The organism is Leptospira noguchii serovar Panama str. CZ214, assembly GCF_000306255.2.
GTDB classification, from domain to species: Bacteria; Spirochaetota; Leptospiria; order Leptospirales; family Leptospiraceae; genus Leptospira; species Leptospira noguchii.
In genome coordinates, this window is record NZ_AKWY02000021.1 from 116,496 (window position 1) to 134,611 (window position 18,116).

The window sequence follows — 18,116 nt, forward strand, 5'->3', positions numbered from 1 at the left end:
ATTGGAATCATTCCGATTGCATAAAAATCTAAGAGTCTGTAACTTGCAAATAGAAACCGTTTACGATGCGTACTTTTTCATTCATTCAAAATTCGCTCCGACCCGCGGCGTTTAACCTTGCAATCGAAGAAGCAATTGGGCTTCATCTAGTATCTTCCGGATATGGAGCTGGACTTAGGATTTGGAAAAATTCATTTTCCATTATACTCGGGCTTTCCGAAAAAGCGGAAGATACAATACTACCGGAAATACTACAACATTTTCAAGAATCCAAAATTTTGTCGGAAGATCTAAAATCTAAAATAGAAGACCAAAACAATTTTACAAAAGAATTTCCATCGATTGTACGAAGGGCAAGCGGAGGCGGAACCGTAGTTCATCATCCCAGAGAAAATTTGAACTTTACGTTTTTTATTTCTTTAGACGTAAAACCAGAACTCTACAAGGTAAAAGAATCCTACGATTATTTTCTAAGTTTGGTATTACGAGCATTAAAAAGACAAACGTTAGACGCCTCTTTCCGTGGAAAATCAGATCTCACAGTATTACAAAACGGATTGGAAAAAAAAATTTCAGGCAACGCTCAGTTTCGAAAAAAAGGTGCGGTCGTTCATCATGGAACCTTAATTTTAAAACCTTCCCTGATCGAAAGGGTTTCTAAACTCCTCAAACATCCCCCCGAAGAACCGGAATACAGAAAAAATAGAAAACATTCCGATTTTGTAACCTCTCTTCCGAAAGATTTTTCTACCGTAAAATTTAGCCAGGATCTATCTCATGTATTTGCCGAATCCTTGGGTCTTTCCAAAATGGGCACAGAGAGTGATCTCCGATTTCAGAAAGTTGTATTTCAAGAAGCAAAACTGCTTTTCGAAAACAAATATTCTAGGATGGATTTTATCTTCAGAGACTAAATCGGACTTTTACTCGGAATTATTAGAAAGAAGGCCCAGATGCAGTTTCTTCCAAAAGCAGATCCAGAGATATACGCAGCGTTAAAAAAAGAGGACGAAAGACAGGAAAATAACCTGGAAATGATCGCCTCTGAAAATTTCGTTTCCAGAGCCGTTCTGGAAGCTTATACATCTACACTTACAAATAAATACGCTGAAGGTTATCCAGGTAAAAGATATTACAACGGTTGTCATAACGCTGACGTAGTGGAAACACTCGCCATAGAAAGAGCGAAAAAACTTTTTGGTGCTCAATACGCAAACGTTCAACCTCACTCCGGTGCTCAAGCAAACATGGCCGTTTTTCTTGCCTGTTTAGAACCTGGAGATTCTTTTTTAGGAATGAATCTCGCACACGGAGGTCACTTAACTCACGGTTCTCCTGTCAATGTAAGCGGAAAAATTTATAAACCAATTCCATATGGTGTCGATCCAAAAACTGAAACCATCAACTACGACGAGATCATAAAACTCGCCAGAGAACATAAACCGAAATTGATCGTTGCGGGAGCTTCCGCCTACGCAAGGACGATCGACTTTTCTAAGTTTGCGGAAATTGCAAAAGAAGTAGGCGCCAAATTGATGGCGGACATCGCTCATATATCGGGTCTTGTTGCTACTGGTTATCATCCTTCTCCGATTGGTATGTTTGATTTTGTGACTACTACCACTCACAAAACATTGAGAGGTCCAAGAGGAGGTTTAATTCTTTCTACATTAGAAAATGAGAAAGTACTAAACTCTCGTGTTTTTCCTGGAATCCAAGGCGGACCTTTAATGCACGTGATCGCCGCTAAAGCGGTGGCGTTTCAGGAAGCCCTTCATCCAGACTATAAAAAATATATTGAAATCGTTCTTGCAAACGCTAAAACTTTGGCGGAAGTTTTCGTAAAAAGAGGTTACAGAGTAGTAAGCGGCGGAACGGACAATCATTTGGTTCTTTTAGATGTTTCCGTAAAAGGACTTACAGGAGCACAGGCGGCCGATGGACTAGATGAGGTAGGAGTTACCGTAAATAAAAATGCGATTCCTTTTGATAAAAATCCTCCTGCAGTCGCTTCTGGAATTCGCCTAGGAACTCCCGCGCTTACGACTCGAGGCCTAAAACCGACAGATATGGAAACTGTGGGAAATTTAATCTGCGACTTTTTAGATCATCCTAACGATGATAAAAACAAAACGAAAGTCAAAGGTGGCATTCAAGAAATGACTCAAAAGTTTCCTATGAATCAATTTCGTTTAGATTGATTCAATTTTTTATGTTCGTTAGAACTAAAGTAAATTTGAATGAAAACTGATTCTAAAAACTAAAATCTTTCTGACACGGACCGTCTATAAAACGCTGATTCCAAGGGAATTCTATAAAATCCTAAAAGAATAAGCGTTTAGTTTTTCGATTCTCATAAAAATTAAAATCTATTTTAATGCGAGTTCATCATGGATCCAATCATTATAAAAATGATTCAGTCTGTTTGGGAATTGATAATTCATAAGATGGTGACAAACCGACGCAGAAAAAAATTCGAACCGCTGATTCGCCAAGAACTTGAAAGTGCAGGAGGTGTGTTGACGTTACCGGAACTTGTAAAACGAATCGGTCTGAAAGATTCGTTCTACAATCGTGGTAGAGTGCTTGAATCGGTAGCGCCAATGGTTTCACGAGGTGAAGTAATTGAAGAGGATAATCCAAATGCCACGATCAAAAACAGACTGAATCTTAGAAAATATCGACTTACTACCCGGATACATAAAAACGATCACTAAAATGAACGATCAATTTTATCAAAGACGTAGAAGTTTTCAAAAAATAATATCAAACTCAAGAACTATTGTTTTTTTAAAGGAAATCCCACACCCATATAGTTCTTAAACAAACACGAAAGGGAACTTAGCAGAACGCTCTTTCAAACTAAAGCGTATCACTCCCTGAACTCAATACATCGCTTCCTATGGGTCGCTCACTCTGCAGGTCGTTCGACAGATCGCGCTCTATAATAAATTAAAACTAAAGACAATTGTTATATAACGTTTCCTATATACAATTAGCCCAATCTGACTGTAGCAAGTCGATTCGCCTTGATTTTTTACATCGAACTTCACGTTAGCATAGTATTATTTTTATACATCGAGTAGTAAGTGAAAATTTTCAGGTCCAAATTTAGGGTTCACACCAAACTAGTGTTAAGGTGATCTCCTAAAATTTGTTACACGACATTCGAAATTAGAATATCCACATTTCATATAACGATCGTGATATTAAAATGATCATTCCTAAACAATGTTTTTGAATTGACCTTGAACGAATTAGAAGAATAAACTTAAAGTAGAACTTACTGGGATGGCTCTATGGAAATCAATCTTGTCACGATCGCAATTCCATTTTTCTTTTTACTGATCTTTCTAGAAATTGGATTCTCCGCATATCACAAACGTAAACTCTATCGCTTGAACGATTCCATAAACGATTTGTCTGCAGGAACCGCTAGCCAGGTTGTAGGAGTTTTTTCTAAAACCATTACTTTAGCAGCTTACTTTTACGTTTATCAAAATTTTAGGATTTTCAATCTTCCTTCTTGGCCAAGCGAAGCCATTTCCATTTTTCCAAATGGAATGTTAGGACTTAGCTCTTATACTTGGGCCTGGGCTCTTGTAGTAGTAGTTTGGATTTTTTGTTTTATCGGTTACGACTTAGCCTATTACTGGGTGCATCGCCTGAGTCACGAGATCAACTTTCTTTGGGCGGGACACGTTGTGCATCATCAAAGCGAAGAATACAATCTCACAGTCGCTCTCAGACAGGCAAGTTTTCACGGTCTTTTTACTTGGGTTTTCTATCTTCCTTTGGCTTTGATCGGTTTTTCTCCAGTCGTAATGCTTCTAAACGGACAACTCAATCTTATTTATCAATTCTGGATTCATACTAAGGCAATAGATAAACTTCCTCGTTGGTTCGAAGCAATTTTTAATACTCCTTCTCATCATAGAGTTCACCACGGAATTAATCCCAAATATATTGATAAAAACCACGGAGGAACTCTGATCGTTTTTGATAAGTGGTTCGGAACCTTTGAGCCTGAATCCGAAGAACCTGTTTACGGAACCGTTAAACCTCTCCAAAGTTTTAATCCGATTTGGGCCAATCTTCATTATTGGTGGGAAATGATTGAACTCGCTTGGAATTGCCCTCGCTGGTCGGATAAGTTTAAGGTCTTTTTTGCAGTTCCAGGTTGGAGACCAAAAGAACTCGGAGGTCAATATCCGATTCCTGAAGTTTCCACAAAAACATTCCGTAAATTTGATATAGACCTTCCTAAAGGTTTGAGTTTATATTCTCTCGTTTGGTTTATCCTTTCCGTAGTAATTACATTCGGAATGCTCGTTAAAGTTCAATCCCTTCCTTGGTTTAATATAAGTGTCATTAGTTTTGTCTCTTTGATTTCTCTTTTGACAATTGGTGGAATCTTAGAAAAAAGACGTTGGGCTCTTTTTGCAGAACCGATTCGTTTAGTCATTTTAGTAGGAAGCGCTTATGCTCTTTCGTCGGAAATGAGTATTACTTTAGGCACTCTTGCTCTCAGTGTAATTTCCACAATTTGGTTTATTACGTATAGAACTTATTTCGCTTTTTCTCAGGAAATCGACCCGGTAGGTGAAATTCTTAGAAGAACCGCTTAAGTATTTTTGTTAGATGACTAAAAGTTGAAGGACATTTTACTAATTTCTATAAAATTAAGTACCGCGAATTTTAATCGTAAACCCTGTTTCAATACGAAATATTGGAAACTATATTAGAATTGTTGAAAAATTTCATAGTGAAAATTAGCAAAATTGCTTTAATCTACCGTTTCCATGAAACATAAGCAGATAGAGAATTAATTTTTCAACAATTCTATTATATAATTCCGAGTAGAAAATGGTATTTTAGAAGTTTATTATATAGAATTTACTTTTACGTGAGTTTGGCAAAAAATTAACTTTTTATAATACTGAGTTTTGTAAAAAGTTGAATCCTTGAACTACTAACAAATATCCAATAGAGAGTTGTTGAAAGTTCAAATTAACAAAACTGTTTCAATCTACCGTTTTCATAAAACAGAAATTGATGATGACATGTTGCATAATGTTTTCTGCATGTAATTTATAGACCAGAACTGAAAAGCCCAGTCCGGGGCCGCCCGGACTGGGTCTGATTTTCTTAATTCTAAGGAACGTTTGCGAAACTAATCGTAATTGAATCTATATAAGCTTTTGTTAAAGTATCCCAGTTAGAAGCAGCTGGACTTGTAGTCGCACTAGATTTACCTACGGTTCCAACTCGATCATACAACCCATCCACTCGTGTCGCTTGAATGAAGTCCGAAGGAATTGCATTCGCCGCAACTCCTTCCGAAACAAATCCGTTAAAGTTAAATAAACCATAAGCAGGAGCAAAATTCACAAATTGATTTACGGTCGAATTACAAGTAATCGCCTGCCCGGAAGTTATTGTGGTTTGTTCCAACCCCGCTTTAGCAGTCACGTTCAAACTTCCATCCAATTTTTGACTATAAGCAAGTTTATAATATTCTCTTCCCGCTCCCGGACAAAGCCCTTGATTATGCCCATAACCAAGCGACTGCGTTCCCGCATTGATCGGAACTAGATCGGTGGTTCCATGAAAACTCACAACAGATTTAAAACAAAACACGGTTCGATTATCCATCTCTTCCAAAATTACCCTACCCGTGTCCGCATCTTGTCCAAGCGCATCTGCACCCAAAGACCCTTTCCAAGAATAGGTTTGAATCAAACCCTGATTTGAAAATCCAGTGATCACCGGTTGAACCACATAACTTTCTATAATTGCAGTCGCCCCCACCCATTGAGTCGGATCGAGTCTACTCAATTGATATACAAGCACGGCCCCATCTCCGGATGAGTTTCTAGGATCGTCATCGAAAAAAAGTTGAAGAGCCGGTTGATTATCGGAAGAAGAACGAAGTTCGAAAAAGTTCGTATAAGAAGCAGCACTTCCCAAAGTACTCGGTTGATATGATACATCTCCCGAATTCAATTTTAAACGTAGAGTATAAGACTGCCCGTTAAAATTCTGATTCGCTAAAGTGATATTCGCGGTACTTCCCGCAGGAAAAGTTTTTCGAATCCCAGCAATCAATTCATCCATAAAAAGAGAATTTCCCCTGGCCCAAGTTGCGGACTGACGTACAAATCCCCAACTATCTGCATTCGCTTTCAAAGGTTGTAATAACTCTAAACTTACAGGAAACGGTTTAGGAGAATCTTTTCTCACAAAAAAAGGAACTCTGTCCGAACGAAAACTAAGTCCCAATCCTAAAAAGGCGACTAACGCAAAAATAAAAAGTAATCTTTTCATTGAATCCTCACTCGGCAATGCCTTTCGGAACGATAATAAAAAAACCAGTCTTACTTTGTTCTACATAAGGCCTAGTTGCTAACCAAAGTAGAATCGCGTTATTCTGATCGTCGTCATTCTCTTTTTTCTTACAAGCTCCGATAAACAAAAAGTTCATCAATACAACTGTAAAAATTCCCACAGAAAACAATTTATGAAAAATTTTCATACATATCTCCCTCAAATTCGATTACTTTTCCAAATTCAACTTTCAATAGAACATTCATTTTTCTGAAACCATAACAATAGAACGTTATAAATTTTGAGACGAATCTTCCACTCACAACGCAAATTTTTGTACCTTCTATTCTATAGTTCCATTGAAAGTTTGTACAAAGTTTAATTTTTTTTATAAACAATCTTAAAAAAGTTTTTTGACCTATCAATTCCTATAACTGAGTACCGGGAATTTTAATCGTAAAACCCCATTTCAATATAAAATATTGGGGAACTCTATTATTATAGTTCCGAGTAATGTTTCATTTTAACTCATTTTTGAGATCTTTTTATTAAAAAGTTTTATCCTTGCAATTTCTACTTTGGAAAATAGATTCCGGTAAAATTACCTAAACGGCAACGACAGTCAATCAGGATTCTATTATTTAATAAATTTGAATTTAAAACTTTTTAAAAACTACCTAGATTTGTTACAAAACAATAGATAGTTTTTTTAAAATGTAATCGTAAATCGAATACTAACACCAAATAAATTGTTTTGGATTGAACTCAAGCCAGATGTGATAAAATACAATTAGGTTTTCAAATTCTGTAAAATCCAATGGATTCAATAAAAATCTAAAGTAATGCAAGTTCAACTTAAGGAAAATTTGGGCGAATCAGCTGTCACGAGTAGTCGTGACCGACCTCTCAACTTAATCTGCAAAGCACCTGAAGTAATATCGTAAATAGAAATATTCTATTGATTGCATATTGTTCCTACAGTCGAAACATAATATATCGATCCTCTTCGCGTTAATTCACGTTAAAGTAAATAATAACCATGATTGAAGTCAACAATCCACACGATCAATTGATTCGAGTAACTTTTCAGAATAAAAAAGAAACAGACATATTTTTTAAAACCACACTACCACATCAATTATTAGGTTTATAACTTTCCAAATCCAGCTTTACTTCAGAAAAACTCAGACAAGAACAAACAGATCTATTGTTTTAAATCCTCCTCAAATCTGAATACTAACTTGTATTTATACTTTTTGAATATAATAGTTGTTTAGATAATTGAATAGAGTTGTTAAAAAATTAATTTTCTTTTGTTTTTTTCATTAAAACAAATGGATAAAATTGTTTGTTAATATGAATTCATCCAACAACTTTAATCTAGATTGGAAACCTATTGCGGCTACTGCAGAAAATACGGTTATTATTTCTATAAATCTTTTCATTCATAGAATCATCCTCCAAACGACAATTTTAGGTATATTTTATTTTTATAATATTTGTCTTTTGATTTTATAGAGGTCGGCTTTTTATATTAGAGTTATTAAAAAATGAATTCTCCATCCATTTTTGTTTTATACAAACGGTCGATGGAAGCAATTTTGTTATTCTGAACTTTTCAACAACTCTATTTATAAAAGTTTACTTGTAGCGTTGACGCAGATTTCTATTTATAAAATTGTTATCTACGTCAACAGCTCTTTTTGTTAAGGCATCCAGAAAGTTTGTTCTTCTTTCTTCAATGGCTTACTGCAAAATACATCTGCCTCCAGAACATTGATTTATCAATGAACTAGTCGGATATCTGCCTGAACCCCTTCTGTCCTCCCCATCTCCAGAGCAATCTCTACTAGAAACCGTGAGACTAAAAGGAACATCGTAAAGTCCTACCGGCTGTATAGTCGTAAGTATTGTCAGAGTCCTTCCATTTTCTAATCGATTCATTACCTCGTTCGGATCCATAGTAGGTCTTAAAGATTGAATGTAATCATTAAACGAGATCGTAGGAGAATTCGTTGGAATAACCACTATTCCCTGTGAGGTTCTCAGAATGGGAACGGCATGCCCCGAAGTAGATCCGTCTGCACGTCGTCTTCTCATTAATCCCAGCCAAATACTTCCAGGAGGAGAATTGATAAGTGATCTAATATGAGATAACATATCAGACCGAGTAGTGATTGGAGATGAAGACGTCCATTCATACTGAGGCAACATGATCATAGTAGATGCGAATGCAAGCACCCTACCTCTATTAGCATAATCTAAAGGTACATTTGTCAATAATCTGTCCAATTCCGGATAACGTTGACTAAACGAAATAAAAGGATCTCTATTAGAGGCCGTATCGAAAAAATATCCTCCACTCGTAAGAGGTTCTCTAGAATGATATTCCAGTAGCTCTGCTATCATTTGGAAACTATGAAGCATACAAACACCACATGCCCCATGCCTCTGCGGAGCTGCACTAGGATTCACAGATTGAAATGTAGCCGATCTAGCTATATCATAAAGTCTTTGAATCCAAGCAACACTTAGTCGGAAATCGGATGGTAATTCCCTTTTTATTCTTTTATAGATACGGCTTTCTTTTTTACCAGCTGGACAATACTGGTCTGTTTTTCCAAGATTACTAGTTGTGTAACGTATCCAATTCAGTAAATCTACATCGACTTTAAACAAAGAAGTAGGACTATGAGTAGTATCCTTTTCTAAATAAGAAGGTTTAGCTGTATAGGCAATTCCCCAATTAGATCCTTCCTTAGTAACCCTTAAAGCATTTCCTTTATAATCTGTAATCATCCCTCCTGCATTCGCTACAAAATACACATTCCAATAAGCTGGATTCTCTTTTTTGATAGCCGCGTCACTACATGATCCCCAGTAAACCCAATTCCAATCATATTTATCTGTCATCTTAGAATACATACAACTAAGAAAGCCACTTGAAGGATCATACTGTGCAATATGTCCGCTTTCAGGATTGTAGTAAAGAGATGTAATATTTTTACTTGAACCTTTGGAATGAATATAGTAGGTACTAGGCGCCATATCTATATTCCAAATTCCATTTCCCCAACCTGAATTCCAAGCGATGGAAGTTTTGATACTGATGTTTCCAGGAGTAGCTACTGTTTTAATCCAATCATCCATAGAAGAGTCTAAGGTATGGTCAAACTTGTCCTCGGATTTTTTTGTGATATAGGCGTACCAATTCACATTTTTCAAACGATATTTTCCATCAGCAGTCCAAAAAGCTTTATCTTTTACGATCCATCTCTGCAAAGGATCATTGATAGCACAAGGCCTAAGATTTACATAATCCCATTTTGCATTTCCTTTAATTACTGCCTCTGGAGCGGTAACACATAACCACGTTTTATTAATATAATAAGAAATTCTTTGAAACACATCGTATCTTGCTTTAGCAGTCTTATCTCCACACTTGTCAATCCAAACGTAACCTTCACCTTTGGTAAAAACAGGAGAATAACAATATTTTTCTTCACCATACCCAATGATACTGATAGGTTTATCTTTTGGCTGATCGGTAGGCTTTTGAGCTATCGAGTAAGCACTCTTTGATGAGGCATCTACTGATGTATGATTGATCCCATACTCAAAACCAATTCCAATCAAAACTAACAAAACTACCTTTAGGGCGATCCAACGACCCATTTTTTACCTCCATCCTTTTGAAAAATTAAGACGTTGTATGCAACATAAACACATAGGACAAACACGACATCCTAACGAACTCTGTCCGAACTAGTTATTCTGCACGTGTTCACTACCAATCTTATAGAATAAATTTTGATACGAGCCTCCCTTTAGAAATAAAACTCCATCATTCTATTCTATAGTTTAAGTAGCAGCCAGGTCTCTTAATTGAATAAGGGAACATGCAACGTCACTTTTATTTTTTATCGTTCTTTTAGATTCTTAATAAGAAATTCTCTATTATTTAGAATATTCTAATAAAAATTATTTAATATATACACGTTATACACATCTAATTATACATCAAATAAAAATTCAATAAGGCACAAATTATCATATACATACATTAGAACTTTAGTAATCTATTATATATCCAAATCAATTACTCAAGTAGAAAGATTAAACAAAAAAATACCAAAAGTAAGTCTCTATAAATTAGAGTTATTAATTTGATAGAGATCGCAAAACAGAAATTTGATTCAATAATCGCCACGATCAATTGATTCGAGTAACTTTTCAGAATAAAAAATAAACAGACATATTTTTTAAAACCACACTACCACATCAATTATTAGGTTTATAACTTTCCAAATCCAGCTTTACTTCAGAAAAACTCAGACAAGAACAAACAGATCTATTGTTTCAAATCCTCCTCAAATCTGAATACTAACTTGTATTTATACTTTTTGAATATAATAGTTGTTTAAATAATTAAATAGAGTTGTTAAAAAATGAATTCTCCATCCATTTTTGTTTTATACAAACGGTCGATGGAAGCAATTTTGTCATTCTGAACTCTTCAACAACTCTATTTATAAAAGTTTACTTGTAGCGTTGACGCAGATTTCTATTTATAAAATTGTTATCTACGTCAACAGCTCTTTTTGTTAAGGCATCCAGAAAGTTTGTTCTTCTTTCTTCAATGGCTTACTGCAAAATACATCTGCCTCCCTTACACTGATTTATCAATGAACTGGTTGGATATCTGCCTGAACCCCTTCTGCCGTCCCCATCTCCAGTACAATCTCTACTAGAAACCGTGAGGCTAAAAGGAACATCGTAAAGCCTTACAGGCTGTATGGTTATAAGTTCCGTCATTTCATCTCCCGCCTCTAACCTATTTATTACCTCGTTCGGATCCATAGTAGGTCTTAAAGATTGAACGTAGTCATTAAACGAGATCGTAGGCGAATTCGTTGTAATTATCACTATTCCCTGAGAAGTTCTCAGAATGGGAACGGCATGCCCCCAAGTAGACCCGTCAGCACTTCGTCCTCTTAATAATCCCAACCAAATGCTTCCGGGAGGAGAGTTGATGAGAGATCTAGCATGCAATAATCTACCAGACCGAGTAGTGATTGTGTCAGAAGACGTCCATTCATACTGAGGTAACATGACCAGAGTAGATCCGAATCCGAGCCTGCTAGCATAACTGGGCACACTTGTTAGCAACCTGCTCAATTCCGGATAACGTTGACCAAACGAGATAAAAGGATTCCTATTTGGGGCCGTATCGAAGAAATATCCTCCACTCGTAAGAGGTTCTCTAGAATGATATTGAAGTAACTCTGCTATCATTTGGTAACTATGAAGCATACAAACACCACATATCCCACGACTCGGAATCGTACGAGATATACTCGATCTAGCAATATCATAAAACCTTTGAATCCACTGCATCGTTAATTGAAAGTCAGAAGGTAAGGTCAAGGTCCTTTTGACTCTTTTATGTCCAAAACTTTCGTTCTTACCAGCTGGACAATACTGATCTGTCTTACCAAGATTAGAAGCCGTATAACGTGTCCAATCTAATAAGCTTTTATCAAGAACAAACAAAGAAGTGGGACTGTTGGTAGTGTCCTTTTCTAAATAAGAAGGTTGGACTGTATATACAACTCCCCAATTGGGTCCGTATCTGGTAACTCTGAGCACATTGCCTTTGTAGTCTGTGATCGTCCCTTCTTTGTCGGTTTCAAAAAATATATTCCAAAAAGCTGGATTATCTTTTTTAATAGGTGCATCACTACAGGATGCCCACTTCACCCAGTCCCATTGATCATTATCATCCATCTTAGAATACATACAATAGAGAGAACCACTTGAAGGATAATACTGTGCAATATGCCCACTTTCAGGATTGTAGTAGAGAGGCGTAGTATTTTTATCCGAACCTCCCCAACGAACGAAGTAGCGTTCATTTCCTTGAGTAGTTTGTAAATCCCAAGCAATGGAAGTTTTGATACTGATGTTTCCAGGAGTGGCTACTGTTTTAACCCAATCATCCATCGAAGAATCTAATGTATGATCATATTTATCTCCAGAGTTTCTAGAAATATAACCATACCAATTTGTATCTTTTAATCGGTAACGCCCATCTGCAGTCCAAAAGGAATTGTCTTTTACGATCCATCTTTGTAGAGGATCATTGATTGTACAAGGTCTGAGATTCACATAGTCCCAGTTTTCCTCTGCACGAATAACTGTTTCTGGAGCAGTAATACATAACCAAGTGTCATTGATATAATAAGAAATTCTTTGAAACACATCGTATCTTGCTTTAGCAGTGTTATCCTTACAGTTATCAATCCAAACGTAACCTTCACCTTTGGTAAAAATAGGAGAATAACAATACTTTCCCTTATTACTTACAACAATTTTGATCGGTTTATCTTTTGGTTGATCTGTAGGTTTTTGAGCTATCGAGTAACCACTCTTTGATGAGGCATCTACTGATGTATGATTGATTCCATACTCAAAACCGATTCCAATCAAGGCTAACAAAAATACCCTTAGGGCGATACAACGACTCATTTTATACTCTCCATTCTTTTGAAAAATTAAGACGTTGTATGCAACCATAAACACATAGGACAAACACGACATCCTAACGAATTCTGTCCGAACTAGTTATTCTGCACGTGTCACTACCAATCTCTATAGAATAAATTTTGATACGAGCCTCCCTTTAGAAATAAAACTCCATCACTCTATTCTATAGTTTATAGTAGCAGCTAGGTCTCTTAATTGAATAAGGGAACATACAACGTCATTTTTATTTTTATCGTTCTTTTGATTCTAAATAATCAATTTTATACTATTTAGAATATTCTAATAAAACTATAGACACGTTATGTACAACTAACAAGACATCAAATAAAAAATTAATTCTACACAAATTATCATATACATACATTAGAACTTTAGTAATCTATTATATAAGTAAATCAATTACCCAAGTAGATCATACCAAAAGTAAGTATTTATAAATTATAGCTATTAATTTGATAGAAATCGCAAAACAAAGATTATATGAATAAATTTGACCAGACGATTGTCCTTTCTGAATTTTGCAGAAATCTTCAAAACCAATTCAGTTCAAATCTAAATTTCTCAATCAAACCCAAAAAGAATCATCTTATTGAAAGTTATATACAACGGGCATTTTGTTTTGAGATAAAATTCAAAGCGCTCAACTTTACAGAAACCAATAAAACCAGACCTTTACACAAAACACCACTTTTAGCCGCACTATTTAGGTTTAAATAAATGAGCATCCAATATTTTATATTAAAATAGCGTTTTGCAGCAAAAATCAACGGCGATCAATTTCACAGAAATCAACCAAACTGAATTTCTTTTCCACAGAAGCTCTCAATAATTTATATAAATAATTAAAAATAGTAATATATTTTAATATAATAAATTAATACTTTTTAGAGGAAATTCTTATCAAACAAACTCATAGCATTACTTTCATGTGTCTTTTACAGCATCTATTTTTGTAAGGAAAATAATAATTAACGTCAGTTCTGTGTCAAAAGTTTTGGCGAATAAAAAACCCAATGTATTTTCTGAATCACAATCCTACGTTGAGACAAATGTGCCGAGTTGAATTCAGACAGCAGGCCCGCAACACACTGAGTCAGAAAGACATTTTCTAAGTTTCACGCCGATCTATAAATAAATCTAAACGGCCGCCATACAATGACTTAACAAAGTTGACCGCGAACAAAAACTTAACATTTCACTCCTACGAGTGTTTCAATGAGGCACAACAGAATAATCTCTTTCGTATTGGCATTCACATTATTTATCATACAAAAAAGTAACATATATTTTCGTATAACTTCAATTTGTCGTTACGATTCGAAATATGTCCTAAAATAAAACTGCTCATTCCATTTTTCAAAAAGATCAACTTTATAAAATCAAAACTACAACCTCCGTATAAAATCAAATTCAAGATTCATTTTATAAAAATTCCAAAAACAAATAAGCAAAAAACGATACTATCATAGAATTTGATTCTACTCTTATAGAAAGATTTACAAAGATGACTCCTAACTTAAACTGAAATAGATGGATCTTATTGCTCTAAAAGAAAAGCCGCTCTTTTGTTTTGAGAGATTTTATTCCGTTGACTTCCTCTTACTGATCCGAAAGATTGTATGAATTCCTTAAGACATAAACTTCAATCTATAAAGGTACAATTTGTGAAAAAAATAATCTTTGTTCTTTTCGTTTTATCCTTACTATTCCCCTCCTTAATTGCGCAAACTTCGACGGATAATTCTACTTCGACCGAAACGGGAAACATTCCTGCAACAAACGAAACAATTCCTTCCGATGAAGAACAAATCGTTTCTGCTGTTAAAAAGCTCATTGGTTTTATTCGTTATAAAAAAAACGATAAGGCGATTGTCCTCATACACGTTAAACAGTTTAGCAATCAACTCTTAAAATCTTCAGGCAAAATCGGAGACTCAGACCGCAAAGAATTTGAAGAAGCGATTAGCGAATTTATCATTCACAGAAGTTTTCCAATCGCTCATAAATACTTTGATAAAATAGACATCAATTACGAAAAACCAGTTTTAAAAGGAGATAACGCAACTCTTGCTTCTTCTATCATTTGGAACGGTTCGGAAAGAATTACATTTTCTTGGATACTAATGAAGATAGAAGGAAACTGGTATGTAACTGACTTCTTAAACGAAGGCAAATACGCTTCTGAAACAAATCGAGTCAAATCTATAGATCCTTCTATCAAAAAGAACGGAATCAAACAAACCATCGCTCTGATCAAAAAAGAAGCAAAAAATTAAACCGAAATGAAACAATTCCTTTCCAGAATCACAGATTCAATTTTACTCAATCCGATTCGTTCTTGTAGCATACTTGCCGTTTTACTTCTTCTTTCTTTTTGGCAAGCTTCTAAACTTACAGTAAACAGTAACAATTTAGATCTTCTTCCAAAAGATAATCCTTCTGTAGTCAAAACTCAAAAAGTAATCGAGATGATCGGAGGAAACGGTTTCTACATCCTAAGTATCAAATTTAAAGACGAAAAAGGAATGACGGATCATCTAGTCAAAGCCTTTGCCGCAAGAAAAAAAGGACAACCTGAGATCGCCGAAAAAGAACTGAAAGCAGCTGAAAAGGTAAAACAACAAAACGTTTCTTATTACAAAGAAAGAGAAAATGCAATTAAAAAGGCTTCGGATATTTTAAACGAAAGACTTTTAAAAGAGAAAAAATTTGTTCAATACATTTCTTATCGTTACAACGTATCTTTTTTACAGGATAGACTTCCTCTATTTCTAAAAACCGAAGACTTAGTCGAAGTCAGAAAAAGAGTCAAAAGAAAAATCGACGAAGAAGTAGAAAGGGCCAATCCATTTTTTATCAAACTTTCAAACGAAGAATACAATCCGGATTTTAACGATATTCTTTCTAAGTATCAAAAGCTTGCAAAAAGAGATATATTCGACGAATATAATATTTCTCCAGATAAGGGGATGTTAATCTTTTTGATCAAACCCGCCGGTTCTTTTACCAACATAGAGTTTAATATAGAATTAGACAAAAAAATTAAAGAAATCGTAGCCAATCTTAACCTAGACAAAAATGGAATTCAAGTCGGTTATACCGGAACATATAGACTTCATTTAGACGACTACGAAACTTTGATGGCGGCTTTAAAGCCAATCGCGATCACTTCCTTTATCGGTATCGCATTACTTTTACTTTTCTTTTTTAGAAATCCACTTTTTATTCTAATTCTTCTCATCTCTCTTCTTTCTGGAATTTTATTCTCTTTTGGGCTCACCACGATCGTAATCGGTCAACTCAACTCTGTAACCAGTATCATCGCTTCCATTTTGATGGGTCTCGGAATCGACTACGGAATTCAGTTTTTATATCGTTTCCGAGAAGAATTTACCAGAGAACAAAACACTCTTCGTTCTATCAAAGACACGATCTATCACACTGGAATCGCATCCTTTATCTCTGCTCTGACGACTACTTCCGCATTTGTAGTACTTGCGTTTTCGGAGTTTAGAGGTTTTAGCGAATTTGGAATCATCGCTACATACGGAATTTTGATCATAGCAATTTCGATGTACGGAGTGACAGCTCTTCAAATTACTCTTCTTTTTCGTTTATTCCCTTCTATAAAAAGCAAGTTTCTTCTTTCGGTAAAGGAACAATCCACTTCTCCTTTTCTATACCGTTTTTACAAAAAACCAGGGTTACTAACGTTAGTCGTCATTGTAATCGTTTTGATGATTTCATTTTTCAACTTTAGTCCTGGAATTCAGTTCAATTACAACGGGCGAGATCTAATGGTAGATAATTTGGATTCGGTCAATCTATATGATGAGATTGGAGATAGATTTGATATTAGTTCAGATCCACAAGTAATCGTAGTAGATACTTTAGAAGAATCAGAAGCTGTTTTCGATTATATGACCCCCGTTCCCGACGAAATTGCGGGCTCCGTAGATCAAGTGGTTTCTCTTTGGAACTTTGTACCTCCCAAAGGACAACAAAGGGCAAATCTAAAAATTTTAAAACAACTACAGTCGGATATGAAACCTGTCAAAGCCAGTTTTCTAAAACCGGAACAAAGAAAATATCTTCCAGTAGTAAAAAAATATCTAAACGTAAAAGAATATTCCCTTTCCGAAGTTCCAATTTATTTTAGTTCTCAGTTTACGGAAGTAAAAGGATCTAAGGAAAAAGGACATCTTGTATTCATTTATCCTAAAGTAGCTCTTTGGCACGGACAAAAACTTCTCAAATTTTTTGACGCAGTAGGAGAATTACATTATCCTAAACTATCCAGAAGAGTACTGAATACTCTACTCTACGATTCAAATGGACATATAACCGTAAATCCTATCCGAGACAAATGGACTCAAAATGAGGAACGTTTGATCGTAAATACTTTAAATACACATTCTGCTTCTCAATTTAAAAATCTGGGGCTTTTAGATGGTACAATTTCTTTTATTTTAAAAACCAGACCTTTTTCTAGTTTAGAACAGGCAAGATCTCATAAATATATTTCTAATACTGCAGGAAGTTTAATTCTTTTTGCAAATCTAATCAAAATTGTTCAAAGAGAAGGTGTGGTTGCATTTCTTAGCACCTTAGTTCTTGTAGTTATCGTGTTGATTCTGTTCTTCAGAGGAATTGTTCCCGCTTTAATTTCTTTGATTCCTCTGGTTCTTGGAATTTTTGTCACTTTAGGAATTATGGCTGCGTTTAGAATCCAACTGAACTTTATGAACGTATTAGTATTTCCTGTAATTATAGGTTACGGAATCCAGAATGGAATTTATATCTACTACAGATTTAGAGAAGACCACGACGTAATTCGTGCCATGGCAATGGTCGGTCCTGCAATCATTGCATCTACGTTAACCACCCTTGTAGGCTGGAGTTCTCTTTTAATCGCAGATCAAAAAGGACTCAAATCGATTGGGATCGTAGCAAGTATTGGAATCGGTTCTTCTCTGATCATAGCACTTACTTTAGTTCCAGCGGTTCTTGAAATCGTATATCGTTCTAGAAAAGAAGAGGAAAAAGAATCTAAACCTATCGGTTTTAATGAAGAAGAATCAAATTCTTCTGGTAATTTATCTTTCGCGCCTAAAACGAAAGAGGTCGAAGACCTAAAAACGGAAACAATTAAAAATTCTAAAACGGTTACCCAAAAAAAGAAATCCGTTAAGAAAAAAACGACAGTCCCCAAAAAAACCATTCCCAAAAAGAAATAAGGATTA

The 18,116-nt window shown here is 35.4% G+C and carries 10 protein-coding genes and 2 pseudogenes; 8 read left to right on the forward strand and 4 right to left on the reverse strand.

Annotated elements, in window-relative coordinates; translation table 11 throughout:
- The first annotated feature begins 65 nt into the window (after positions 1 to 65).
- The 4 genes from LEP1GSC059_RS10900 to LEP1GSC059_RS10915 all read left to right on the forward strand — a co-directional run bounded on the left by LEP1GSC059_RS10900 (position 66) and on the right by LEP1GSC059_RS10915 (position 4,628).
- Positions 66 to 914, forward strand: coding sequence for a lipoate--protein ligase family protein (locus LEP1GSC059_RS10900; protein WP_002180271.1), 849 nt, complete (start codon positions 66 to 68; stop codon positions 912 to 914).
- A 39-nt stretch (positions 915 to 953) separates the two neighbouring features.
- On the forward strand, positions 954 to 2,201 hold the full coding sequence (gene glyA, locus LEP1GSC059_RS10905; RefSeq protein WP_017215715.1) for a serine hydroxymethyltransferase: 1,248 nt from the start codon (positions 954 to 956) through the stop codon (positions 2,199 to 2,201).
- Between the two features lie 189 nt (positions 2,202 to 2,390).
- A complete protein-coding gene (locus tag LEP1GSC059_RS10910) occupies positions 2,391 to 2,717 on the forward strand; it encodes a hypothetical protein (protein WP_017215716.1) in 327 nt (108 codons plus the stop codon).
- Between the two features lie 582 nt (positions 2,718 to 3,299).
- On the forward strand, positions 3,300 to 4,628 hold the full coding sequence (locus LEP1GSC059_RS10915) for a sterol desaturase family protein (RefSeq protein WP_017215717.1): 1,329 nt from the start codon (positions 3,300 to 3,302) through the stop codon (positions 4,626 to 4,628).
- A 526-nt stretch (positions 4,629 to 5,154) separates the two neighbouring features.
- On the opposite strand, the gene LEP1GSC059_RS10920 is transcribed toward LEP1GSC059_RS10915, so the two are convergent.
- Entirely contained in the window at positions 5,155 to 6,327 is a 1,173-nt protein-coding gene (locus tag LEP1GSC059_RS10920) for an LIC_12337 family protein (protein WP_002180261.1), read from the reverse strand.
- A gap of 7 nt (positions 6,328 to 6,334) precedes the next feature.
- The gene (locus LEP1GSC059_RS10925; RefSeq protein WP_017215718.1) at positions 6,335 to 6,535 is read right to left on the reverse strand and encodes an LIC12338 family lipoprotein; all 201 of its coding nucleotides are present in this window, start codon (positions 6,533 to 6,535) and stop codon (positions 6,335 to 6,337) included.
- Positions 6,536 to 7,366: 831 nt separating this feature from the next.
- Here LEP1GSC059_RS10925 and LEP1GSC059_RS24680 point away from each other — a divergent pair.
- A pseudogene (locus LEP1GSC059_RS24680) lies at positions 7,367 to 7,540 on the forward strand (Rpn family recombination-promoting nuclease/putative transposase); the annotation flags it as partial.
- A gap of 533 nt (positions 7,541 to 8,073) precedes the next feature.
- Here LEP1GSC059_RS24680 and LEP1GSC059_RS10935 read toward each other — a convergent pair.
- A complete protein-coding gene (locus LEP1GSC059_RS10935) occupies positions 8,074 to 10,002 on the reverse strand; it encodes a DUF1561 domain-containing protein (RefSeq protein ID WP_020980847.1) in 1,929 nt (642 codons plus the stop codon).
- Between the two features lie 661 nt (positions 10,003 to 10,663).
- Here LEP1GSC059_RS10935 and LEP1GSC059_RS24875 point away from each other — a divergent pair.
- Positions 10,664 to 10,714: pseudogene (locus LEP1GSC059_RS24875) on the forward strand (hypothetical protein); the annotation flags it as partial.
- Between the two features lie 257 nt (positions 10,715 to 10,971).
- Here LEP1GSC059_RS24875 and LEP1GSC059_RS10940 read toward each other — a convergent pair.
- Positions 10,972 to 12,855, reverse strand: a complete 1,884-nt coding sequence (locus LEP1GSC059_RS10940) for a DUF1561 domain-containing protein (RefSeq protein ID WP_020980816.1) — start codon at positions 12,853 to 12,855, stop codon at positions 10,972 to 10,974.
- Between the two features lie 1,637 nt (positions 12,856 to 14,492).
- Between LEP1GSC059_RS10940 and LEP1GSC059_RS10950 the strand changes: the two genes are divergently transcribed.
- Positions 14,493 to 15,149, forward strand: coding sequence for a toluene tolerance protein Ttg2D (locus tag LEP1GSC059_RS10950; RefSeq protein WP_004422120.1), 657 nt, complete (start codon positions 14,493 to 14,495; stop codon positions 15,147 to 15,149).
- 6 nt (positions 15,150 to 15,155) lie between these two features.
- A complete protein-coding gene (locus LEP1GSC059_RS10955; protein WP_002177370.1) occupies positions 15,156 to 18,110 on the forward strand; it encodes an efflux RND transporter permease subunit in 2,955 nt (984 codons plus the stop codon).
- The last annotated feature ends 6 nt before the right edge of the window (positions 18,111 to 18,116 follow it).